The 22662-nt window shown below is 61.4% G+C and carries 17 protein-coding genes; 7 read left to right on the top strand and 10 right to left on the bottom strand.

The window, feature by feature from the left end; genetic code table 11:
• Positions 1 to 61 precede the first annotated feature (61 nt).
• From M1D44_RS24810 to M1D44_RS24800, 3 genes are all read right to left on the bottom strand, one after another.
• Positions 62 to 1138, bottom strand: a complete 1077-nt coding sequence (locus tag M1D44_RS24810) for an alkene reductase (protein WP_439004739.1) — start codon at positions 1136 to 1138, stop codon at positions 62 to 64.
• A 33-nt stretch (positions 1139 to 1171) separates the two neighbouring features.
• Positions 1172 to 1876: an SDR family oxidoreductase gene (locus tag M1D44_RS24805; protein ID WP_316683621.1), complete on the bottom strand. Its 705-nt coding sequence runs from the start codon at positions 1874 to 1876 to the stop codon at positions 1172 to 1174.
• A gap of 95 nt (positions 1877 to 1971) precedes the next feature.
• Positions 1972 to 2565 (bottom strand): TetR/AcrR family transcriptional regulator, encoded by a 594-nt coding sequence (locus M1D44_RS24800; protein ID WP_439004738.1) that lies wholly within the window; start codon positions 2563 to 2565, stop codon positions 1972 to 1974.
• A 420-nt stretch (positions 2566 to 2985) separates the two neighbouring features.
• Between M1D44_RS24800 and M1D44_RS24795 the strand changes: the two genes are divergently transcribed.
• The gene (locus M1D44_RS24795) at positions 2986 to 3570 is read left to right on the top strand and encodes a TetR/AcrR family transcriptional regulator (RefSeq protein WP_024978126.1); all 585 of its coding nucleotides are present in this window, start codon (positions 2986 to 2988) and stop codon (positions 3568 to 3570) included.
• Positions 3571 to 4473: 903 nt separating this feature from the next.
• Here the strand turns inward: M1D44_RS24795 and M1D44_RS24790 are convergent.
• The 3 genes from M1D44_RS24790 to M1D44_RS24780 form a co-directional block, all read right to left on the bottom strand.
• On the bottom strand, positions 4474 to 6279 hold the full coding sequence (locus tag M1D44_RS24790) for a methyl-accepting chemotaxis protein (RefSeq protein ID WP_461241616.1): 1806 nt from the start codon (positions 6277 to 6279) through the stop codon (positions 4474 to 4476).
• A gap of 152 nt (positions 6280 to 6431) precedes the next feature.
• Positions 6432 to 7346: an amino acid ABC transporter substrate-binding protein gene (locus M1D44_RS24785; protein WP_316852685.1), complete on the bottom strand. Its 915-nt coding sequence runs from the start codon at positions 7344 to 7346 to the stop codon at positions 6432 to 6434.
• Between the two features lie 138 nt (positions 7347 to 7484).
• A complete protein-coding gene (locus tag M1D44_RS24780; protein ID WP_316852684.1) occupies positions 7485 to 8396 on the bottom strand; it encodes a LysR family transcriptional regulator in 912 nt (303 codons plus the stop codon).
• 261 nt (positions 8397 to 8657) lie between these two features.
• Here M1D44_RS24780 and M1D44_RS24775 point away from each other — a divergent pair, with 261 nt between their 5' ends.
• The 4 genes from M1D44_RS24775 to M1D44_RS24760 all read left to right on the top strand — a co-directional run bounded on the left by M1D44_RS24775 (position 8658) and on the right by M1D44_RS24760 (position 12686).
• On the top strand, positions 8658 to 9935 hold the full coding sequence (locus M1D44_RS24775) for a dicarboxylate/amino acid:cation symporter (protein WP_316852683.1): 1278 nt from the start codon (positions 8658 to 8660) through the stop codon (positions 9933 to 9935).
• Between the two features lie 16 nt (positions 9936 to 9951).
• Positions 9952 to 11442 (top strand): cysteate racemase, encoded by a 1491-nt coding sequence (cuyB, locus tag M1D44_RS24770; protein ID WP_316852682.1) that lies wholly within the window; start codon positions 9952 to 9954, stop codon positions 11440 to 11442.
• Between the two features lie 42 nt (positions 11443 to 11484).
• Positions 11485 to 11757, top strand: a complete 273-nt coding sequence (locus tag M1D44_RS24765; protein ID WP_428984192.1) for a LysR family transcriptional regulator — start codon at positions 11485 to 11487, stop codon at positions 11755 to 11757.
• Positions 11758 to 11819: 62 nt separating this feature from the next.
• On the top strand, positions 11820 to 12686 hold the full coding sequence (locus tag M1D44_RS24760; protein WP_316852681.1) for an ankyrin repeat domain-containing protein: 867 nt from the start codon (positions 11820 to 11822) through the stop codon (positions 12684 to 12686).
• A 642-nt stretch (positions 12687 to 13328) separates the two neighbouring features.
• Here the strand turns inward: M1D44_RS24760 and M1D44_RS24755 are convergent.
• Together M1D44_RS24755 and M1D44_RS24750 are read right to left on the bottom strand one after the other, a co-directional pair.
• The gene (locus M1D44_RS24755) at positions 13329 to 13682 is read right to left on the bottom strand and encodes a hypothetical protein (RefSeq protein ID WP_316852680.1); all 354 of its coding nucleotides are present in this window, start codon (positions 13680 to 13682) and stop codon (positions 13329 to 13331) included.
• Between the two features lie 123 nt (positions 13683 to 13805).
• Positions 13806 to 14159, bottom strand: coding sequence for a hypothetical protein (locus M1D44_RS24750; protein WP_162634479.1), 354 nt, complete (start codon positions 14157 to 14159; stop codon positions 13806 to 13808).
• Between the two features lie 147 nt (positions 14160 to 14306).
• On the opposite strand from M1D44_RS24750, the gene M1D44_RS24745 reads away from it, so the two are divergent.
• Positions 14307 to 17192, top strand: coding sequence for a hypothetical protein (locus M1D44_RS24745; protein WP_439007791.1), 2886 nt, complete (start codon positions 14307 to 14309; stop codon positions 17190 to 17192).
• Between the two features lie 665 nt (positions 17193 to 17857).
• Positions 17858 to 19150 (top strand): hypothetical protein, encoded by a 1293-nt coding sequence (locus M1D44_RS24740; RefSeq protein WP_316852677.1) that lies wholly within the window; start codon positions 17858 to 17860, stop codon positions 19148 to 19150.
• A 125-nt stretch (positions 19151 to 19275) separates the two neighbouring features.
• Here M1D44_RS24740 and M1D44_RS24735 read toward each other — a convergent pair whose 3' ends face one another.
• Complete coding sequence (locus M1D44_RS24735; protein ID WP_461241615.1) at positions 19276 to 20712, bottom strand: NHL repeat-containing protein; 1437 nt, start codon at positions 20710 to 20712, stop codon at positions 19276 to 19278.
• Between the two features lie 333 nt (positions 20713 to 21045).
• Entirely contained in the window at positions 21046 to 22440 is a 1395-nt protein-coding gene (locus tag M1D44_RS24730; protein ID WP_316852675.1) for a type IV pilus assembly protein FimV, read from the bottom strand.
• Positions 22441 to 22662 lie beyond the last annotated feature (222 nt).

Genomic DNA, 22662 nt, shown 5'->3' with positions numbered 1-22662 from the left:
GTTTCCGGGGTGATGCTGCGCGAGCGTTTGCTTGGCTATGGTCATGGTCGTTGCCGGTCAATCAGCCAGCGAGTGTGGGGTAGTCGATATAGCCTTCAGCGCCGGGCGTGTAGAGGCTGGACGTGTCGACGGGATTCAGCGGCCCAGCAGCCTGCAGGCGGGCTACCAGGTCCGGATTGGCCAGGAATGGTCGGCCAAAGGCAATGAGGTCGGCGTGCTTGTCTGAGAGCGCCTTCTCGGCGCTGGCCCGATCGAATCCGCCTGCGAGAATGAACAAGCCGTCAAATGCCTTACGCAGTTGAGATTTGAATGCTGCAGGCACCGCAGGTGCGCCCATTGCGGAGTGATCCAGCAGATGTACGTAGAGCAGACCGAGTGTCGACAGCTCACGAACCAGCGCCAGATACTGCGCGTCTACGTCAGGGAAAGGACCTGTGCTGTTGAAGACACCATACGGGGATAGTCGAATCCCGATGCGGTCTGCGCCAATGGCGTCTGCCGTAGCGCGTGCAATCTCAAGTGCGAGGCGGTTGCGGCCACCAGCGCTGCCGCCGTATGCATCGGTGCGCTGGTTCACGTTGCCGTTCAGGAACTGCTCGATCAGGTAACCATTTGCAGCGTGCAGTTCCACGCCATCGAAACCTGCTTCAACGGCAAGCCGCGCCGAATGCACGTATTCGTCGATCACCGCGCTCAGATCGATGAGGGACATTGCCCGCGGAGTGCTATGCGGCTGCATACCCTGTGCATCGGTGTGTATTTCACCAGGGCAGGCACTGCCCATCGGGCCGAGGACTTCGGCGCCTACCGGCAGGTTGGCGACATGGCCTACGCGCCCGGTGTGCATGAGCTGCACGAAGATCTTGCCGCCCCGTGCATGCACAGCGTCCGTGACCAACTGCCATCCGCGCACCTGCGCCTCGTTGAAGAGTCCCGGAATGCGCGCGTAGCCCAGACCGTTGGGCGATGGCGATGTACCTTCCGCAACGATCAGGCCGGCCGACGCGCGCTGAGCGTAGTACTCCGCCATCAGCGCATTGGGTGTATTGGCTTCGACGGCCCGATTGCGCGTCATCGGTGCCATGACGGTCCGGTTACCCAGGTTCAGGAACGGAGCGGTGAGCGGTTCAAAAAGCATGATGAGCCTTTGTTTCGATTGAGGGGCAGGGGCTTAGGAGGCTTGGGGAAGGTAGAGGGGACGTGGTGCCCCCAGGCTTTGCCTCACCTGCTGCGTCAGTGCATCGGCCAGAACTTCGTCAAGGCCGGCTTCGAGGCCGTCAAGTGCATGCTGGACGATGTCCTGAGGGCTGCTCTTCGGGCTGTCGATGCCGCGAGTAAGGTCGGTATCGACGTAGGCCATATGCAAGCCCAGGACCTGCGTTTTCTGCGCTGCCAACTCATGACGCAGCGCATTGGTGAGTGACCATGCTGCCGACTTGCTGGCCGAATAGGCGGCCAGCTCGCCCCTATTCACCCACGAAGCCACAGACAACACATTGAGAAGTGCACCTCCACCATTGGCCTGGAGCACTGGTGCGAAGGCCTTGCTCATCCGCAGCATGCCGAAGACGTTGGTCTCGAACAGTCGGCGAGAGACTTCCTCACTGTCGTGCGCGAGAAAGCCTCCCGGTTGCGCAATGCCAGCGTTGTTGATCACCAGCGTCACGTCGCGGGCATGCGCAGCGGCCGCCGCAACTTCTGCAGGCTTGGTGACATCCAGTTGCAGCGGCTCCACGTCCGCTTGTGTGATCGTCGATGGGTCGCGCGCGCCGGCGTACACCTTGCGGGCGCCACGGGCCAACAACGCGCGTGCGAAGGCGAGACCAATGCCGCGGTTGGCGCCGGTGATCAGAACAACAGCGTTTTCAATTTTCACGAGAGGCTCCTTTGGTAAGCCGGATTGATCACAAATATGATGACTATCATATTTGTGGGCGAGCAGAAATGTTGCCCTGAAAACGGTCGAGTATTTCAGTGAGCAGGTACAGATGTGTCGTAGAGTCGGAGGAGCGATTCACGGGTCGCCGAGAGCACTTCCCGCCCCTGCGGGGTGTCGCCCAGGGCACGGGCAAGTTGCAACGTGCCGACTAGCGAGCCTGTAATCACGCTCGCCATCGCGCGGTACGATTCGGGAAGTGTTGAACGTACTGCAGCGATGAGTTGGTGCACCCTGGCCATAGACGCTCCACGCACAGCCTGCGATTGCCGCGGCATTTCGGCGGCAAGCGCAGCGATCGGGCAGCCGTTCTCCAACGTGCCAAGGTATTGATCAGCCAGATAAGCTTCGACAAGACAGCGAAATTCGCTAGCGCCCGCGCCAGCGCGCAGCCGAGCCACACGCGCCGCTTCAACAGCAATGTCTTGGCTAGCGCAGTCAAGCGCCTCCACAAGCAGCGCATCGCGCGATTTGAAATGCGCGTAGAAGCCGCCATGCGTATATCCCGCCTTCTTCATCACTTCTGCCACGCTCACCCCAGCGTAGCCGTGGCTGCGGATGACGTGTGCAGCCGCAGCCACGATGCGCTCGTGCGTGTCTTTCTTGCGGCTGTTGAACGTGGGCTTCATTGATTGGCACCGTAAATATGATGATCATCATATGTTCCGGATAATCGACTGTCAAGGTGAGTTTGTGGTGCAGTGTGCTGGGCATGCCTGTTGCCGCCGGCTGGTGCCTCAGCCGGCAGGTAGTGAGGTGAAGTGCGCTTGGCCGGCATCGCGCCGGCCCGATACCAGGCAGCAGTCAGAACTCATAACCGACGGACAGCAGAGAGATCAGGGGATTGATCTTGAGCTTCGTTGTGCTGGTCACGGGCCCAAGCGCCGATTGCGTGGTCAACGTTGCCCGGGTCGCATCTACATGCACGTCTTTGCAGCAAAGCGTGGGGCGCCCGGCTTCGCTCGCCGATCTCCGTGCGGCCACGTCGCCCGTGCCGAGCGAGACGTCTGCTTGCACTGGACACAGCATTCGAATATGCTGCTCATCATATGAAAAGAACTACCCCAACTGCCAAGGAAGTCACCCACCAGCGCATTGTCGGGGCCGCCGCGCGCGCGATTAGACGAAGTGGCTACAACGGCACTAGCGTGGCCGACATCATGAAGGATGCTGGGCTGACGCACGGAGGTTTCTACGCGCACTTCGAATCCCGTGAAGCGATGCTTGCAGAGGCAGCCGACCAGGCGGGAGCAGAGGGCGTGGCGCTCATGGAGCACATCGCTGCCACCACGCCACCTCAGGAAGTGCTGCGGGCGATGGCGCAAGCTTATCTCTCGAAAGAGCACGTTGAGGGCGTGGAAACCGGCTGTGGAACCGCCGCGCTCGCCTCGGAAATGCCGCGTCAGGCACCAGAGGTCCGGCGTGCCGCAACGCGTCGCATCAAGGAGATGATCGATCTTGTTGCCCGGCAGTTGCCAGATTGGGGGCAACCGAGTGCGCACGAACATGCACTGGTCACCGTGGCGCTGATGGTCGGCACGTTGACGCTTGCACGTGCTGTCGACGACCCAAAGCTCTCCGACGCGCTACTTGCGGCTGCATTGAAGCAAGTCACTTCTGCCGGCGATGTCTAACAAGGCGCGCCGGCACGGACGGGAGTACATTTTTTTTGGATCAAAATATGATAAATATCATATCAATGGCGAGGTGTACGGTGTTCGGCTCAAACCTCTCGATCGGGGGAGCGTTTTCGAAGTGCGCGGCTAGATCTTTTTTTTCCCGCAACCAGCATTGGGTACGTGTTGAGTAGGCAGATGACCATCGCGAAGATTCCGCTGTGTCTCTAGGCGCTTTTATCTCTGAGAGCGCTTTGGATTAGAGCGTCGATGCAAATCGGCGCTCTCTTTTTATGCATCGCAACGTCTATACGTTTGTCCGCATAGCGTTCGAAATCGACCTCGTGCTTTCGCTAGCAAGCGAAGATCCCCGAGGGCGGGCCTAGTGTTGGAGATGGCCAAAGATCCAGTACGGTTTCTGCATCGCCCGTCCTTGCAAGCGCAGTTCAGCTTCGCACTGCGGCCGCATCGTGCAGGTGATGTCCTCGAACTGGTTTGATCCTGAGCTTTTTGCAGCGCTATCTCTTCGCACGTCCGATTCGGGCGTTGCCGGAGCTCGATAGCCTCTTTGACGAACCCGAATGCCTGGCAAACTAGGCGCCATGCGGGTGGCCAGACTTTGTGTGCGTCATTTGTCTGTTCAAGCGTCTTGTTGGTACAGACTTTTCTCTTGCCACTTTCTGCGTGACTCAACAAAATCAATTGCTTAGCAGTGATTCTGGTACAGGTTCTTTTGTCTGCTGTTAGTAAAATACGATGCGCGCCAAAGCGCGACCCCTCCGAGTAACGTGAAATCTGTTTGAAGAAATTTGAGGAATGGCGGTCAGCCTTCTTGACCATTTCGCACCGGCACTTTGAATCGAGCCCGACCGCGAATACCGACGCCGCGCCGATCAACATGCGGTACGCCGCAGCCCCTGGTCACTGACGTGAGAGCCGGAACATTCCTACCGCCTCGTTCAGGTTGAGGGCCTGTTCTTCCAGCGACTCCGCAGCGGCCGCGGCCTGCTCGACCAGTGCGGCGTTCTGCTGCGTCACCTGGTCCATCTGGTTGACGGCCTGGTTGACCTGCTCGATGCCGCTGCTCTGCTCTTCCGACGCTGACGAAATCTCGCCCATGATGTCGGTCACGCGCTTCACCGCATCGACGATCTCTGCCATCGTCACGCCGGCCTGGTCCACCAGCGCCGTGCCGTTGCTCACACGATCCACCGAGTCGTGAATCAGCGCCTTGATTTCCTTCGCCGCGCCCGCCGAGCGCTGCGCCAGGCTGCGCACTTCGCTAGCCACCACCGCAAAGCCGCGGCCTTGCTCGCCGGCCCGCGCGGCTTCCACCGCAGCGTTCAGCGCCAGGATGTTGGTCTGGAAGGCAATGCTTTCGATCACGCCGATGATGTCGGCAATCTTCTTGCTGCTCTCGTTGATGCCGCCCATGGTTTGCACCACCTGGCCGACCACGTTGCCGCCGCGCGTGGCAACGTCCGACGCCGTCACGGCAAGCTGGCTGGCCTGACGCGCGTTATCGGCGTTCTGCTTCACGATGCTCGTCAGCTCTTCCATGCTCGACGCGGTTTCTTCCAGCGAGCTGGCTTGTTCTTCCGTGCGCTGCGACAGGTCTGCATTGCCAGCGGCAATTTCTTGCGCCGCCGAGCGCACCGAATCGCTGCCCAGGCGGATCTGCTGCATCACCGCCGTCAGCTTGTCGGCAAACGTATTGAACGAGCGGGCGATCTGCGCGACTTCGTCTTCGCCATCCGACAGCAGACGCTTGGTGAGGTCACCGCTGCCCGAGCCGATGTCGTCCATGGCATCGCGGATCATCGACAGGCGGCGGAACGCACGCGAAGTCATTGCGCCGACGATGAGTGCGGCAACGATGGCCACGCCCACCAGCGCGCCAATCGACGTCATCACCAGTGAGCGCATGCCGGCCGTGGCATCAGACTTGTCCAGCGCCACGACCAGACCCCAGTCGGTGCCCTTCACGCCCTGGCGGTAGAGCAGCTTGGATGCGCCATCCACTGACACTTCCACCGGCTTCTCCGCTTGCGCCAGCGATGCCAGCGTGGCTTCGTTCAGCCCTGCCGACAGATCGGTCGCCGGCTTGAGCGTGAGCTTGTCATTCGGGTGCGCGACGATCTTGCCGGCCGCGTTGACGAGGAAGCCGAAGCTGGCCGGCGTCGGATGAATGGCCTTGACGTTGGCGATTACGCTGTCCATCGCCACGTCGCCGCCAATCACGCCCTTGAGGGTACTGCCGTCCAGAATGGGCACCGCGAAGGTCACGACGAGCTGGCCGGTGCTGGCGCTCACGTACGGCGGCGTCACCACGGGCTTGCCGGCCTCCACCGCCTGCTTGTACCAGGGGCGCGCGGTCGGGTCATACGTGGGCGGAATGCCTTCGGGGTTCGAGAATTTGTACGACTTGTCGGGGTAGCCGACATACACCTTGATCAGTCCACCCGCCTTGGCTACGGTCTGGAACATGGGAACCGGATCGTCTGACAGCGCCGCATCCTGAAGCGCGACGATCATTTGCAGTTTGCTGGCAATCCAGTCGTCGATACCCGTTGCGTGTCCGTTTGCGACAGATTGCAGATTCGATTGGATGGCCTGCGCATTGTGAGCCTGTGCGACCAGATAGTTGAGACCGCCCGCCAGGCCCAGCGCGCAGACCACGATGGTCACACACGCCAGTTGAATCTTCGTTCGAATGGAAGCAAACATGAACAGCCTCTTGAAGAGTCGGTGAGGTGCCGCCGGCAGAGAGGCCCGGCTGGTTACACGCTAATCGATCCAAGGCCCCCGCGGCTTTAGCGCTATGCAAAGAATGCATCGTTGGCACCAAAGGGAGGCGATGGCAGTATTCGATTCAACGCTCAATCGGCGGTCTTGTCGCTCGGATACTTGAACGAGTCGCGCAATAGGAAGTTCATCGGGATATCCAGCCTCACCCCGTTGGGCGGAATCGGCTGGAGGAACCACTTCCTGTAGAGCTTCTCGGCGTCGTAGTCGAGGATGATGTTGGTCATCGCGCGATCAACCAGGTGCTTGAACTCAGCGTCGTCTTTGCTGAGCATGATTGCGTAGGGCTCGACCGTCAGCATGTCTCCAACGACGGCATAGTCGCCCGGGTTCCTGGCGTTGGCGCGAAAACCGTAGAGCAGCACGTCGTCCATAGCAAAGGCATCGGCCTTGCCACTCTCAACCATGGCAAAGGCTTCGGCATGGTCTTTCGCTTCGAGAATCTTCATGCCCAGCACGCGTGCATCATTCACCTTGCGCAGTTCGGTGATGTTGGTGGTGCCTTTGGTGGACACCGCAGTCTTGCCGCGCAGGTCGTCCCACTTCAGGATGCCCGACGATGTTTTCACGATCATCCGGCTGCCCGCGATGTAGTGCGGGATGGTGAACGCCACTTTCTCGCGTCGTTCACGCGTGTTGGTGGTCGAGCCGCATTCGAGGTCGGCCTTGCCCTCGGCAATGGCGGGGATGCGCGAGGAGGGCGTCACCATCACGTACTGCACCTTCAGGTCCGGCCGCTTGAGGTCGGTGCGCAGTTTGTCGACCACCCGCAGGCATAGATCCATGGCATAGCCGACGGGCTTCTTGTCGGTATCGTAGAACGAGAACGGCACGGAGCTCTCGCGGTATGCGAGGCGGATGGTGCCCGTATCGCGGATGCGGTCAAGCACCGGCGTGGAAGAGGCCAGGGCGAGCCCGGGCGCGAAGATGGACAGCAAAACGACGACCGGCGCTGCGATTGGTCGCGCCCGTGAGAACAACAGTGGCATAGCGAGTTTCCTCCCCCAAAAAAAGTCGGTTGCCCTTGCCGTGTCGCCAGCAAGACTCCGACGAATGCGACAGCGCAACTTCGGCATGGTGTGTTTTGGGTGCCGAAAAATTGTGCTCGGAGCGCCCTTAAACGGACGTCATCTGTTTTCTGTCCCGCTCCAGGGAGATCCACATCTCCTGAAGCGTTTTATTGGTATTGCCCACCGCGCGAAATGCCCGTATCTCCAGGGCTGTGGTCCAGGTTTCATCCGCGGCCTGGACCAGATCTTTGCCGGCGAGGCCCTCCGCAACGGCGCTTTCTGGCAGTCATGCGACGCCGTAGCCCTGCTTGACCATCGCACCAGCAAGAGCGCCATATCGGCTTCATAGCAGCGGTCGAGGTGACACGGAGCGACCGCCTGGTTGAGTACCGCGTCGGCCACCTTGCCCAAGAACGTCTCAGCGGTATAGGCAAGGTGGGGAATGGGATGGGTTGGATTGCCGGGCAGGGCGAATTCCGGTTTGCCTAGCGAGGTCGGTGCCGAGATGGGCAGAAAACGTTCTCTCCCAAGCGAGAGGCTGATGAACTTTCCCTTGTCGAGCATGATCGGCACACTTGGGTGTTCGTAGCACACCATCAGATCGCACTGCCCTTCCGCCAGCGAAATGACAGCGTCGTGGACGTTGGTGGCGACCACCTGTGCGTTGAAGGGGCTGATGTACGCGTGACGTTGCTGGAACTGCTTGAGCCACCGCGGCAGGAACGACGTCGACAAGGTGTGTCCGGCGACCAGTTGAATTGAGCAACCAGGCATGCGTCTACCGGCGCGCAAGACTGTGCGTTGCTCACGCAGGATATCGATCGCCTCTCTGGCTTGGTCAGAGAAGCTCAGCCCCGCCAGTGTCAGCTCCACTGGATAGGTGCCACGGTCCACCAGTTCAACGCCTACCCATTCCTCAAGTGTTCGAATGCGTCGCGATAGCGCTGATTGCGTAATGCGGCGTAGTTCTGCGGCACGAGAAAAGCGCTTTGTCTCGGCAAGCACCAGTAGGTCTTCGATCCATTTCAACTGCATTTTTCCGGGCCTCGATCGTTAGGGGTCGTGGCCGGCTGAGCAACGATCCGATATCGCTTCCTGCATGCCCTAGATGATGGATCGCATTCGGTGCGAAAAGTATTCCGAATGCGCATCGGCCCAGTCCACATCCTCATAACCAGTGGGCCCTGTTTGCCTAACATGGGCGGCATCATGATGGCGACTTACGAGAAGAAGACCACAGAGACAGCGCACTGAGCCGGAGCGACCGGCCGTGCACAAAAAGGGGGGAACATGAATACCAGACGCTTGACGACCCATATCAGTCTGGCAATGCTGCTAGGCGTTGCCGTCGGCTGGGGTTGCCACGAATACGCCAAGGACGCCGCAGCGGCCAAGGACATCGCTTCGTACTTCAGCATCATCACCGACATCTTCCTGCGCATGATCAAGATGATCATCGCGCCGTTGGTGTTCTCGACGCTGGTGACGGGCCTGGCGAGCATGAGCGGCGGCCGCTCGGTCGGCCGCGTGGGACTGCGCGCGATGATCTGGTTTGTATGTGCGTCGGCCACGTCGCTGGCGCTGGGCATGCTGCTGGTCAACTTCTTCCAGCCGGGCGTGCACATGAACCTCGCGCTGCCGGATGTGTCGGCCACGTCGGGCCTGAAGACGGGTGATTTCACGCTCAAGGCCTTCATTACGCACGTGTTCCCGCGCAGCATCGTGGAGGCCATGGCCACCAACGAGATCCTGCAGATCCTGGTGTTCTCGCTGTTCTTCGGCGCGGCGCTGTCGACGATGAAGAACCCGATGGACAGCGTGATCGGCCGTGGCCTGGAAGAGTTGACCAAGCTGATGTTCCGCATTACCGACTACGTGATGCGCTTTGCGCCGCTGGGCGTATTTGCCGCCATGGCCGCTGCCATCACGGTGGAAGGCGTGGGCGTGCTGTGGACCTACGGCAAGCTGATCGGCGAGTTCTACCTGGGTCTGGCGCTGCTGTGGTCGATCCTGTTCTTCGTCGGCTACGTGCTGCTGGGCCGCTCGCTGGGCCGTCTGCTGGGGCTGATTCGTGAGCCGACGCTGCTGGCGTTTGCTACCGCAAGCAGCGAATCCGCTTACCCGAAGACGATCGAGGCGCTGGACCGCTTTGGTGTGCCCAAGCGCATCTCCAGCTTCGTGCTGCCGCTGGGGTATTCGTTCAACCTGGATGGCTCGATGATGTACCAGGCGTTCGCGGTGTTGTTCATCGCGCAGGCCTACAATATTCAAATGAGCTTCACCCAGCAGGTCACGCTGCTGCTGGTGCTGATGCTCACGAGCAAGGGGATGGCCGGCGTGGCGCGTGCCTCGCTGGTGGTGGTGGCGGCCACGCTACCGATGTTCCACCTGCCGGAAGCGGGTCTGCTGCTGATCATCGGTATCGACCAGTTCTTCGACATGGGCCGCACGGCTACCAACGTGATCGGCAACAGCCTGGCCACCGCCGTGGTGGCGAAGTACGAACAGGCGGAGCAACCGCGCGAGCTGGAGCCCCGCCACGCAACCTCGGCCACGCCTTCGGTGTGACGGTTGGGGGACAACCATGAAACAGCACACATTTGGCGTGATTGGTGGACTCGGGTCGCTGGCCGGCGCCGATCTGTTCTTCAAACTGGTACGTAGCGAGCCCGTGCTGGCTGAGCAGGATGCCTTCCACTTCCTATTCGAGCAGCATCCGTTTCGAGATGTGCGTGCACCACTGAATGTGACGTGCAGCATGACGGCACGCAAGCTGTACGTATTCCAGATGTGCCAGTCGCTTGCGCAGCGAGGGGTGAACTCCATCCTGCTGCCATGCTTCGCCAGCCACACCTTTCGCGAGGAACTGCAGAGCGAGCTGACTGTACCCATTGTCGACATGATGGCGGCGTTGCGGCGGCACGTGGACCGCATCGCCACCAAAGGCGCCGTGCTGGGTGTGGTCGCGTCGGATTTTGTGCGGCGATCCGGCTTGTTCGAGCGGTACTTTGCAGATCGCTACGACATCGTCTATCCCGGCGGCCTCGACCAAGCCTTCGTCATGAACGCCATCTACGGCGAGGACGGTGTCAAGGCAGGCAAGCTGGAAGGCCACGCCGTCGAGCACCTCGCACATGCATGCGAAAGCCTGCAGCGGCAGGGCGTGGAGTGGATCCTTCCGGGGGTGACTGAGCTGTCGCTGGTTTGCCAGGTGCTGCAGCGCCGCGGCTACCCCGTGCTGGACGGCAACGCCATCTATGCCGAGCACGCGGTGTCATTCACTGCATCGGGGCCACGCCGTGTATTCAAGCTGGGTATCGTCGGCGGTGTCGGTCCGGCAGCCACGGTTGATTTCATGGACAAAGTTGTACGCAGCACGCCAGCGAGCCGAGACCAAGACCACATCAAGATGGTCGTGGAGCAGAACCCTCAGATTCCAGACCGCACCGCACACTTGCTGCATCAGGAGGCTGACCCGACAGTCAGTCTCTACGCGACGTGCAAGCGGCTCGAATCTGAGGGCGCGAGCGCAATTGCTATTCCATGCAATACAGCACACGCGTTCGTCCAGGACATTCAGCCTTACTTGGCGATCCCGATCGTGAACATGCTGACAGAAACGATCGCTTTTATCCGTTCGCAGTACGGCACCGTGCGGCCGGTGGGATTGCTGGCAACCTCCGGCACGATCGCAAGCGGCGTCTATCACGAGGCTGCCCAGGCAGCCGGTATCACGTTGATGGCGCCCACGGACCCGTTCCAGGAACGCGTCATGTCCGCAATCTACGGCGAGCATGGTGTGAAGGCCGGCTATGTCGATGGTGCATGTCGCGAGTCATTGCGCGAGGCGATCGAGCACCTCGCACTGGCCGGCGCCAAGGTGATCATCCTCGGCTGCACCGAACTGCCGCTCATCTACGAAGAAACGACGGCGTTTGCGCTGGCCAACGGCAAATCCGTCGTGCTGGTGGATCCCACCGCCGTGCTGGCGCGACATTGTGTGGGCCTGGCCCTGCCCGAGAATCTGCCGTTGGCCAGTGAGACGCCGTCGGAGTGCGTTTCCGCTTCTGCTTGAGATCCCATTCCCTGATCATCACTGGCGCAGTTTGTTTCGACGATGCAAATGAAATGGCTGGAGGCACTTATTGCGCTTGAGGGAACACGAAGCTTTTCCCACGCCGCACGCAAGCGCTGTCTTTCACAACCGGCCTTGTCCAGGCAAATTCAGTCGTTGGAGAAATGGGCGAGCGTTCCGTTGGTGAATCGTGATGTGCAACCAGTACAGATGACGGCTGCTGGTCACGAGTTGTGCATACATGCCCGATGCATCCTAACGATGCTGTCAGTGGTGCAGCGTGATTTCAGATCGAAGCATTCAAATGGAGACTAAACAAAAAGCGATACATTAATGGGCGCCGCAGGAGCCAGACCACCCTGCAATAGGCGCGCTAAATGAACGACATCCGAATGCTTCAGCCCATGGGCTACATCCCGCCGGCCGAAACTGAGACGCACATTGCGGCCGGTGACTCTGGAGAGTCGTCCATGACGCATACGCCGCAGCTTCGCGCCATTGTTGCCGCAACGCTGGGTGGCGCAGCCTTCATCGCTTGTTTGGCCGCTTTCCCCAGCTACGCCGCCACGCCCTCTACACGCCCCGTGTACTTCATCTCCGGTCCGGACGCTGCTCTTGAGGAAGCCATCCGCGTGAACGACCCCTCGGCGATAGCGCGTGCCCTTGCCAATGGCGCGTCGATCAACGCCGTCAGCAAACAGGGCGTCTCGCCATTGATGATTGCGGTCGATCGTCAAAAGATGGAATCAGTGCTGACGCTGCTACACGCTGGCGCTGATCCCAATGCAATCGCGAAGGACGGCGCGTCGCCAGTCGGCCTGGCCGTTGAAAACTTCCGCGCCAAGCCTCACGGGCGACAGATCATGATGGCCGTGTTTCAAGCTGGTGGTCGTCCCGACACCCGTCGCCCCAATGGGGACCCAGTGCTGATGCGGTTTGTAAACTCGCACGACATTGAGGGCCTGCAGGTGATGAAATCGTTTGGTGCAGATCTCGATGCGCGCGACCGCTCCCATGATCCCATCATTACGAAGGCTGCTCTGGGTATGGACTGGGATGTGGTCTGGTGCCTGATCGAGTTGGGTGCGCGCTTCGACTACGAAAACGGCGACGCACGCAACCCGCTGAGTCTCTCGCTCTCCAACAAGGCTCCGTCGCGCAGTTCACCGCTCTTTGTCTACAAAGAAAAGGTGTGGCAGCGCTTGCGTGATGCAGGCATCAATCTTCCACCGCTACGGAACTGAGTGCGTCGCAGGGCCACCAAGCGCATCTCCCGCTTCGGTGTGCCGCTGGGTTGCGCGTTCAACCTCGGTGGCCCACCAAACTTCGCTTTCGATGCCGCATATTCGGACGGTGTACGCCGGCCTCACCTTGGTGCAAGCAGACTTGAACGCGTTCCAACCTGGTTCAATGCGCTCTGCTGACCCATGCCACTCAAACTGCCCCGCATCTCGTCCCGCGCCCCTGCCTCAACATCTTCGTCGTCACAGGCGGTGACGGGCGAGACGGCTACGCCATCCACACCTGCCAGACAGGCGTCTCGCCAGCGTGGCGAACTTGCCGGTTTGAAGAAGGCCCCGCCTGCCCCGCCCGCGCTGCCGGGCACACCGCAGGCTGACGTCGGCGTAATGAAGCGGGTAGGGCAAGCATTGCGTGCGCAAGTCAAGAGCACATTCAGTTGCGTAACGAAGGACGGCGCGAGCCGACTCGACTGGAACACGCCGTTCAGCGCCCACTCGCGGGCTGGCAGACCGACCACGTTGCGTGATTTCGCGCACGTCAAGCAATCTGCCGAGCGGATGGCCGCCGCGCGCGGGGACGCGCCGCAGCCCGGTAGTCCTTCGGGTTCGGCACGTCGAACGGAGCAGGCGCTCAATCAAGCCATGTCAGGGCTGCGCACCCAGATTTCGGCGATCACTAATGCCAGCGCCAGTCTCCACGGTGGCCAGCCGAAACCGGCTCAGGCGCTGGAACACGTCGATGATGTCATTGCCTACTGGGAGTCTGCGCAAGGGCAAGCGCTGGCTGCGAAGGTCAGCAGCGAACCGGCGGCATTCGTTGCGGGAGTGCAGGAGATGGCTGCGGCGCACTCGCCCGCCGTCGCCATGGCGGTATCGCTGGCGCTCGTATCGGCCAAGGAACGCCTCGACCCGGATAACGCCACAACGCTCAATGGCGACGTCTTTTCTTACCTGAAGCATGCGGACCTGGGCGCTGAAATCGGTAACGCGAAAACGCATTCCGAGACATCGCGCGACACTCATATCCTTGGCCTGCGTGGCGCGCTGGAGCAGACGCGCGAGGCCTTGATGGCAAACCGGTGCACCACGGCCGCAGGTTCGGGTGGTGAGTCTTCGGCGCCGTCACACGCGATCGACGTCAAGACGCTGCAGGCTTTCATCCAGACGGTGCGCGATTTCCCCATCGCCATGCGCGGGGCGGCACGACATGCGCCGCAGGCCCTCGCCGATTGGCCGGGTGTGCGCGACAGCCACGCGCAGTTCGATGCGCGCAACGCCGAGGCGGCTGCCGCATGCCTGGCCACGCTCGAAGCGGTGGCCGATGAAATCGGCTCGCAACCGCCTGCGCACGGGCAAAAGGGTGCGGTTGAAGTCTCCACCCACACCGTCGAGAAAATACGCGAGGCGCAGGAGGCGATGATCTCGGTTGTTTCGACGCCGGCCCACCTGCACGCACACGACCAGCAGCTCAAGCATGCCGAATCGGGGCGGGCCGTTGCGTGGGGCGCTTTACAGCATGCCGCAACCACCGGCAATTTCGAGGCCATGCTCGCCGCCACGGGCAACCGCAATCTTGGCGCCACTGATCAAGGCAACCTGCGAATCCATCTGCAGGCCGGCGCTGTGATTGCCGATGCGCTGAAGGCCAAGCCGACCCCGGAGGCGCTGATTGCTGCGCGGCTCGCTCCGCATGAGGCCGTGTCGAGCGCCGCGAACTTCGCCCAGCGCGTCAGCGACGCAAGCGCCAAGCTCATCCACGGTGTAGGTCCGGCAACCTTGAGCGCCGCCGACAAGAGTGATCTGGTCGCATGGCGCAACGGCTTCACCGACGATGCACCGGGTTCCGAATTGAGCCAGTTCAAGGCTCGCCTGTTCAAGTCGCTTGCATGGGTCGACCGCATGGACGACGACCGGCACGCGACATTACCAAGCAACCACAAATCGGCGCTCTCCGCCGCGCGCAATGGCATGGCGCAGGGCGATCGCGCTGTCTTGGCGAACGAGCAGAAAGCGTTGATGGCCGAGCTCGCGAAACCGGCGGTCAACGAGGTGGTGCAGGCCGTCGCTGTCGAGATGGAACGCCTTTGCGGTAGCACCCCGCCCGCTGAGACTGGCGCCGGAGAAGGGGGGGGCCATCGCCCGAATGCGTTGAGTGACACCCATTGCCAGTGGATCGCCCTGCGGGTCGCGCTTGATGACTGGATGCCCGAACACCAGGCCGCACGCCAGGGGCATCAACTGGTGCTCGGCCGCGAATTCTCGCCCGCAGCGTTGCCGCAAGATGTCGAGCAGCGTATTCGCAAGTTCACTGAAGACGCCGCACACAAGGTGACGTCGGGCTCTCCGGAGGCCCTGGAACAGGCGATTGCAAACGTCCGGCAGCATCTTGGCAATGTCCGCCTTGGCTTTGAAGACCTGCATGCGCTGGCGAACTTCCTGAACGTCGAGCGGGCCGAGCCATTCCAGAAGGCAATGGAAGCCGCTCGAAAAATTGCCACGGCGCCGCCGCTTGCCCCGCCTGACAGATCGCAGCACAGCGTGCGTGCCATGCTGGTGGACTACCTGAAGACGATTCCCGGTGGAAACACCGTCCGGTTCAGCCGCGGCACCACCGGAGGGTTCAGTACCAAGGGCATTACCAAGGCGCTTGTCAAAGCGAAGAAGCGGTTGCTTGGCGTTCCGGTTGCCGGCAATGCCCGTGTCGATCTGCGCTATGAGAAGGGGCGTGAAGCGGCGGTCTCCATGTCGTACCCCGTCCACGCCGCCGAGCTGTTTATCGGCACGGAAAAGCGCCACCGTGGGCGCATCGGCGCGGGGTGCTTCTTTGGCGCCAAGCTGTTTAAATGCTGCCGCACCGGCGCCAACGTTGATGTGAATCCGTACGAGCACGAGCGCACGGATGCCACCGGCATCATGGTCCGCATCCCGCGCCGGACGGCGGCTAAAGATGCGGAGGTCCGCGCGCTGTTCTCGCGCGTTACCGACTTCATGTTCTCGGCCGCGGATGCCCGGCGCCGCTCGCCAGAGGGCATGCCCGACGCCGACGCGCTTTTCCACGCCTTTGCCAGCGAGTTCTACGCCGAGAAGGATCTTTCGATCAGTTGGATCAACCAGAAGACGCGCGCGCATCGCAGCGAGATGTCGGTGGGGATCGGCGTATCCGTCAGCAAGCTTCTGAACCCCAGCCAACACCGCGCGAGCAGGCAGGAGACAGGCGCCCTCGGCACAAGCCTCGGCTACTCGTTCGAGAAGCAATGGCTGTCGACATTCAAGCAGCTCGACGCCACCGGCACATACCGGATTGCTAACCTGCGCGAGCAAAAACTGAGCCGGCACAAGATCAATCTTGGGCTCACTACGTCAGCAGTGACGGGCACGATCGGCAACACCTCGGCCGATCTGTTCGGTGGTGGCGCGGTGGTCAAAGAGCGCGGCACGAACGTGAAGCTGCGCCTGGCGATCGATCGGGACAATGTGCTGCCGACAAAGTCCGTGGCCGATTTCGAATTCGACAGCTTCCACGACTACGCCCGGTATGTCGAAGCGACCAAGCAGGAGTGGGTCAAGTTCTTTGCCTATCCGCACCGGAACGATCCGGATGGCGGCCAGGCAAAGGGGCTCAAGGCCGTCAATGACAATCTCGATACCGCGCGTCTGCTGGACACCCCATACAACGCCTTCTTTGTGCGCCGGGCACTCACCGCGGACGCTGCGAAAACGCTCAACCATCTGCAGCAGCTTTCGCTGGTGACGCCGCAAAGCGAGACAAAGCTGCACGAGCAGCTTGCCGCGTCATACACCAAGACGATCAACGCCCCCAACTCCTGGATGCCGATTGGCTTGCGCGCTTATGAAAAATACAGTGAGGCTGACGGATTCAACGTCAACGCGGGGCTGCGCTTGACGCAGAACACCGGGCTCAAGGTCGAGCGGCAGATCGTGTTCGATACGATCGACGCCAAGCTGCTCAAGGAGTATGAAGCGCAGTTGAAGGAAGATCAGAGCACACCAGAGCCTCCGGCGGCGACTCATGTCCCAACCGGCGTGCCTCCATCGCCTCGCCCGATGCAGCGCCAGGGGTCATCGGGCACGCCGCTGTATCAGAGCGTGCAAGGTGCGCGATCCGAAATCGAGCCGGCGCACGAAGAGGCTGACCGCGAACCGGTTTCCGTCCCGCCGCGCGAGCAGCGATCTCCGTCGCTTGCCGACATGCTGGCCATGTCTCCGCCGCGCTCGCGACCCGACGACACCCGCGCGCATCTGGAGCGACTGAAACAGCAAATGGATGCGAAGGCCGGCATTGCTTCTGCTCCCAAAAAGTCCGGCAGTCTGTCCAGCAAGCTGTTTGGGCAGCGCAAGGCCAAGCCGCGATCTGTCGGGCCGCGTGTGCAGCAGCCAGTCAGCACCGGCTCCGGCTCAAGCCACCAGAAGGCGGCCGTACTGCCCGAAGCGACCGCAGCGACAACCTCCGCCGCCAAGCCACGTGCATCCGAGACATCGTCCACCTGACTGGAGAAAAACACATCGAATGCCGCAGGCGTCTTCCGTATTGACCGGCCTCGGTACGCGCTCTTCTTGTTCGATCAACGGTCATTCAATATCGCGATCGCGTTATTAAATCGCTTGGCGCACTGAATGATGAATACTTTATGGCAGTGATGCGCGCATTGTTCAATTAATCTCATCAACGTTCGTTGGAGGGCGTTGATCCGATAAACTTGCCGATAGCCATGATTCACGTGCCTCCGTGAAGCGCGGTCAAGAAGCCCCGGGCGGTTACAAGCTGCCTGGGGCTTTCTTTTTGATGGGGCATGGCCCCGCCGCTCTGGCCTTCAGCGCCACGTCAATCATGCGAGAAACGCTCGCCTGCCTTCTCAAACATTGCCGCTGCAACTTCGGTGAATAGAGTTTTTGAAAGAAATACAAATCAATACTTCAAAATCGATTTGGTTCACTCAAAAAAACTTCAATTAACCTCACCCGTCATTCGGGCTCAAAAAGCGATGGTAGTCTCGCCTTGGCGGTTGGCATTCGCCATCAGGGTTTTTATCGGGAAGATGACCGGTTGTGCAATACGTTGTAGACCAGTCTATTCCCGTCTTTGGTAAAAATTTGGAAGGCGTAGATATGCACCGCCGTGTTGAACATTAAATAGATTTGACGAGGTCGGGATAATGAAAACAGAACGTGGTGCAAGCAATGTGCGGGAAGTGCCCGCTGCAGCAGATTCGCGCGGCAAGGTCGGCCGGTTTTCTCAGCGGTATGCGGCAGTTGCGCTGATTTCGCTTGCTCTATTCGGCTGCGGTGGCGAAGGTGACGGGACGTCCGGCAGCAGCGCGGGCACGCAAGCGGCCGCCAGTGCGCCCGTCGGTACGCAGACCAGCCAGGACGGCATCAAGCACACGCAGAGCACCGACAGCGCCCCCGCAACCGCCATCCTCAACAAGATGGGCCGGGTGCCGCGCCTGCAGGTTGGGCTGGGTGCAGGGCAATCGACCGATGACATGAAGGCCCAAAGCATTCGCCCGGACATCATCGACACCTACCTGGTTGGCGTCGGGCAGAACGCCTGGCCTAGCTGGAACACTGACGGTGCATACGTGACTTACACCGCGCAGCGCGTCCAAAGCTTCGGCGCAACGCCGATGTTCACGCTCTACCAGATGGCATCCAACGGCGATGGCAACTTGAGCGGCATCAACGACGCCAATTTCATGAACAACTACTGGTCGCAGGTGCGCTTGATGTATCAACGCATCAATGATCTGAACACGTCGGTGCTGGTGAATCTGGAGCCCGACTTCTGGGGCTATGTGTATGCGCAGGCGCCCAACCATGATCCGGCGCAGCTTGCCGCCTCCGTGAACAACCAGCAGGAATGCAGCTGGCTCCCCAATACGGCCGCCGGCATCGGCATGTGCCTCGTATCGATGGGGCGGTGGCACGCGCCCAAGGCCTTGCTCGGCTTCCCGCCCGCCTTCTGGAATGCCGGGCCGGACGTGATCGGCAAGGAAATGCAGGCAGTCGGCGCGAATACGGCTGACTTCATCGTCGCCCAGACCAGCGACCGCGATGCCGGCTGCCTCGAAGCCGCAGCGGTAGGCGAATGCACCGGCCGCACTGGCCCGTTCTACCTGGACGAAAACAACGTCCAGACGCCCAACTTCCACCAGCAGCAGAACGCCGTCTCTGCCTACCGCGATGCACTGGGCAATGGTCTGCCGATCCTGTGGTGGCAGACACCGCTGGGTGTTCCATCCGACACCCCGGGCGGCACCCCAGGGCATTACCGCGACAACCACGTCGACTACATGCTGCGCAACCCGTGGGAATACGGCGCCATGCACACATTCGCCATCGTCTTTAGCGGTGGCGGCACGTATTCCACGTCAATCAACACCGACGGCGGCCAGTTCGCACGCCTGTTCGGGCAGTACCTTTCGTACGGTGGTGTTGGCGTGCAGTAAGTGAAGGGCCCGCCAGAGACAGCCTTTGTCTCAAGAGCGGTTCAGCGCCCGGCGTGGCCAAGCGACGCCGGGCGTGACGCGTTTCCAAGTCGCGGCGGGTGTGCGCAGCGGTACGCCGAGCTTCTCTATGGGTTGGGTGCGACGTTGCGGATCAGGTTGTTTGCTTGGTCGGCGACGTACAGGTTGCCGTTGGTGTCGACCGCGATCCCGGATGGTTGATTGAACATCGCGGTGCTACCGGCGCCGTCGGCGCTTCCCGCGTTGAGGGAACCGGCCAAGGTGGCAACCACGCCCGCCGGGGTCACCATGCGGATCAAGTTGTTGCCGTCGTCGGCGACATAAAGCACGCCGTTGGTACCGATCACGATTCCCACCGGTAGCGAGAACGTTGCCGCGGTACCCACTCCATCATCACTGCCGGTCGCGCCGGAGCCCGCCAGTGTCGTGACAACACCTGACGATGAGATCTGCCGGATATCGCTGTTGAACCACTCCGTCACATACAGCGTGCCAGACGGAGAGAGCGCGATTCCCGAAGGGCCGTTGAAGGTGGCGAGCGCAGCCGCGCCATTATCGCTGCCCGCTGTTGTTGTGCCGGCCAGCGTGGTCACCACGCCGGCTGGCGTGATCTTGCGGATCATGTTGTTGCTGTAATCCGCCACGTAGACGTTTTCGTTGGCATCCACTGCAATGCCGAGCGGGTTGTTGAATGAGGCGCTCGCGCCGATGCCGTCGGCGCTGCCCGCAGTTGCCGAACCGGCAAGCGTCGTCACGATGCCGCCTGGCGTGATCTTGCGAATATCGTTGCCGTAGAACTCCGCCACATAGATGTTGCCGCTGGCTGCCACCGCAATGCCGACCGGAGTCGCGAACTTGGCACTGCCCGCCATGCCATCGACGTGGCCCGGGCTTCCTGTGCCTGCCAGGGTCGTGACGACGCCGCCCGGTGCGATTTTGCGGATGACGTGGTTGCCGAAATCCGCCACATAAAGGTTGCCTGAGGCGTCTCGCGCAATACCGCTCGGCTGTCGGAACGAGGCCGCCGATCCAGTGCCGTTGACATACCCCGCAGTGGTGGAACCGGCGATGGTGGACACCATTGACTGAGCGACCGCGCAGTTCACGCTCACGTTATTGACGTTACCGTTGGCCAGCCCGCTACCGTTTGCCACGGAGCAGGACTGCCAAAGCGGTTGGGCGTTGACGGAGACAGCGTAGGCACTGCCCGCCGCTACAGAAACTGAAAAGCTGAAACCGCCGTCGGCGGCTTGGACGATCGCATCTGCACCGTTGTTAAGCAACGTGAGGCTGCCGTAATCGAGCAAGCCCGTGGTCGTTCCCGCAATGGTGTAAGTGGCCGGAGCCGTTGGGGCCACCGGGCCGACCGGTGCTCCGATCGGCGCACCCGGCTGCGTTGCACTGGGGGCGGCGTGGTGGCCGTATCGCCGCCACCGCCGCATGCGGTCAGGATCAGGCAAATCGGGATGGCTTTCAGAAGCGGAGGGCACGCGGAGGACATGGCTTGGTGCTGGGCAAACGTCGATCAGGTTGGATTGGGCCATCGACTCCAGCGATCGGGGGCGCGGGGCATGTGCCTTTTGCGCCGCCGTATAGACCAGCTCTGATATGACGCCAGACCGGGCGAGGTTGACGCTTCGCTGGAAATGTAAGGGCTCGCCTTAAATCGGCACGTCCTCGTGGAGGTGTAGCGGCGCCTCGAAAAGAAAACGTTTGCGTGCGGGTTTTCACTGCTTAGGCGTCGAATGAGAAAACGCGCCATACATACGATCCTGCACTTGCCGGCCCGCGCAGGCTCGGACATGCGGCAAGTGGCGCAGCCGTAACGGGCTCTCGGTGCGCTCGTCTTGCTGCTGAACTTCCTCGCCGTCATCGCTCTACCGTGGTGACACAGTCTGGCTATTGCGCGGGGCGCGAGGGCCGCGCTCGGTCAGTGGATCGCCGTTATCGTGGAGTTGGGTGTAGATCGCGGCCAGCGCAGATTGAACCTTGCGCATGCGCATTCGGTAGAACATCGACGCGGCGATCAGCAAAGCCAGCAAGACTCCAAAGACTGGGCCGATGATGTGGGCACGCTTCCAGGGTGCCGGGTCATCGGGGGTAATCGGACTGCGGCTTGCAAGACCACTGTCTGGCGCATCGCCCTCTTCCCCGGACGGCGCCGTCGCCGTTGCTGCGGCAGGCTGTGCCGACGCATTCTTCAAGGCTGCGAGCCGCCGCATATCGGCCAGATTCTGCTCAACTTGCGCAAGGCGCGATTCGAGTTCACGGATCGCCTGCCTGGCCGCAACCAACTCTTCGTTGAGCTGCCCCACGTTTGCCCGCTCGCGCATGCCCGTGGCGGAAAGGTGCAATGTGTCCTTGTCCGATGCATTGGCTGGCACCGAAGGCGGCCGACTGCCGGCGACGGCGTTGGAATTTGCCTCGGGCACAGGTGGTGTGCGCTCGCTAGCCGCAGCCTGCGTCAGCATGCGGATCTGGCGTTCGGCCTCACCTCTTGCCACCGCGGTTATTTCCTCTGCCGGTGGCATGCGTAGCGCTGCGCCGACGCGCAGGCCGTTGATGTTTCCAGCAATGAAGGCGTGCGGATTGCTCCGGTAAAGCGCCAGCGCGGCCTGCCCGGCAGAAACGTCCGCCCGATCCTGGACGGTGCTGAGCGCGATCCGTGAGAGGCTGTCGCCCGCTTTGACGGTATAGGCCGCTTCAGCACGTCCGTCGTCTTCACCTAGTAGAGACGAGGCGGTTGCCGCAGCCGATGGACGCATGCCGCCCGGCTGAGTGCTGGCCGTCGCGTGTACGGCGGGAGTGGATGCGCCTGCCGCTGCTTGCGTCTGCGCGCGTTGTGCTGGTGCTGCACTGGGCGCCGACACTCCCGAAGCAGGCGCCGGTTTGCGTTGCGTCTGCAGGAACGTGGTGGGGGCGCTTGCCGTGCCTGGGGGGCTGAGCAGCAACGTATATGCCGCCAGCGTGTCTCCACCTGGTCCAGCAAGGCGCACGACGATATCCGCGATGGAATCCACCTGCGGGACGGTCGAGTACACGCGAACGACATAGCCGTCTTGCCGCTGTACCAATGTCGTACGCAGAGAAGTCGCGCTCGCGCCGTAAGGCACGCTGGCGGCAAGGTAGGTTTCGCGGTTGCCGGGTTGCAGCACCAGCGCTTGTGCGTCGTGCGGCCGCAACCCCGTCAAGTCGATTTCCGCATCAAGCGGCTGGCCAATGTTCGAATGCAGATGTAGCACGCCCAGTTCGACGGCGTGCCCAGCCGGCATGCACGCCCACAGGGCGGCGGCCGCTCCTGCAACCAGTGACCGGCGGATAGGCCGATGTGCAATTCCTCCACGAAATCGCTTTTTCATTTTTGCTTGCTCCCCTTGTATTGCTGACACCCGATTTATTGGTTTGGGGGTGGCCGGGAAGGATAGAGCGTTTCGTCAGCGGACCGCCATTGACGACGGGGCAGTTGAGAAAAATTCAGAGTTCGAAGACGCGAC

The sequence above is a fragment of the Ralstonia sp. SA306 genome, assembly GCF_054792405.1.
This window is presented reverse-complemented; position numbering and strand designations above follow the sequence as displayed.

Bases quoted from the DNA above. Each gene is read 5' to 3' on its own strand.
- M1D44_RS24785 (WP_316852685.1), bottom strand. From the start codon at position 7,346: ATGCCACTGTTGTTCTCACGGGCGCGACCAATCGCAGCGCCGGTCGTC.
- M1D44_RS24740 (WP_316852677.1), top strand. From the start codon at position 17,858: ATGAAAACAGAACGTGGTGCAAGCAATGTGCGGGAAGTGCCCGCTGCA.
- M1D44_RS24755 (WP_316852680.1), bottom strand. From the start codon at position 13,682: ATGCGTTTTCGCGTTACCGATTTCAGCGCCCAGGTCCGCATGCTTCAG.
- M1D44_RS24750 (WP_162634479.1), bottom strand. From the start codon at position 14,159: ATGCTTGAGCTGCTGGTCGTGTGCGTGCAGGTGGGCCGGCGTCGAAAC.
- M1D44_RS24765 (WP_428984192.1), top strand. From the start codon at position 11,485: ATGCAAATGAAATGGCTGGAGGCACTTATTGCGCTTGAGGGAACACGA.
- M1D44_RS24775 (WP_316852683.1), top strand. From the start codon at position 8,658: ATGAATACCAGACGCTTGACGACCCATATCAGTCTGGCAATGCTGCTA.
- M1D44_RS24735 (WP_461241615.1), bottom strand. From the start codon at position 20,712: ATGGCCCAATCCAACCTGATCGACGTTTGCCCAGCACCAAGCCATGTC.
- M1D44_RS24730 (WP_316852675.1), bottom strand. From the start codon at position 22,440: ATGCCGGCTGGGCACGCCGTCGAACTGGGCGTGCTACATCTGCATTCG.
- M1D44_RS24795 (WP_024978126.1), top strand. From the start codon at position 2,986: ATGAAAAGAACTACCCCAACTGCCAAGGAAGTCACCCACCAGCGCATT.
- M1D44_RS24810 (WP_439004739.1), bottom strand. From the start codon at position 1,138: ATGCTTTTTGAACCGCTCACCGCTCCGTTCCTGAACCTGGGTAACCGG.
- M1D44_RS24760 (WP_316852681.1), top strand. From the start codon at position 11,820: ATGAACGACATCCGAATGCTTCAGCCCATGGGCTACATCCCGCCGGCC.
- cuyB (WP_316852682.1), top strand. From the start codon at position 9,952: ATGAAACAGCACACATTTGGCGTGATTGGTGGACTCGGGTCGCTGGCC.
- M1D44_RS24800 (WP_439004738.1), bottom strand. From the start codon at position 2,565: ATGAAGCCCACGTTCAACAGCCGCAAGAAAGACACGCACGAGCGCATC.
- M1D44_RS24790 (WP_461241616.1), bottom strand. From the start codon at position 6,279: ATGTTTGCTTCCATTCGAACGAAGATTCAACTGGCGTGTGTGACCATC.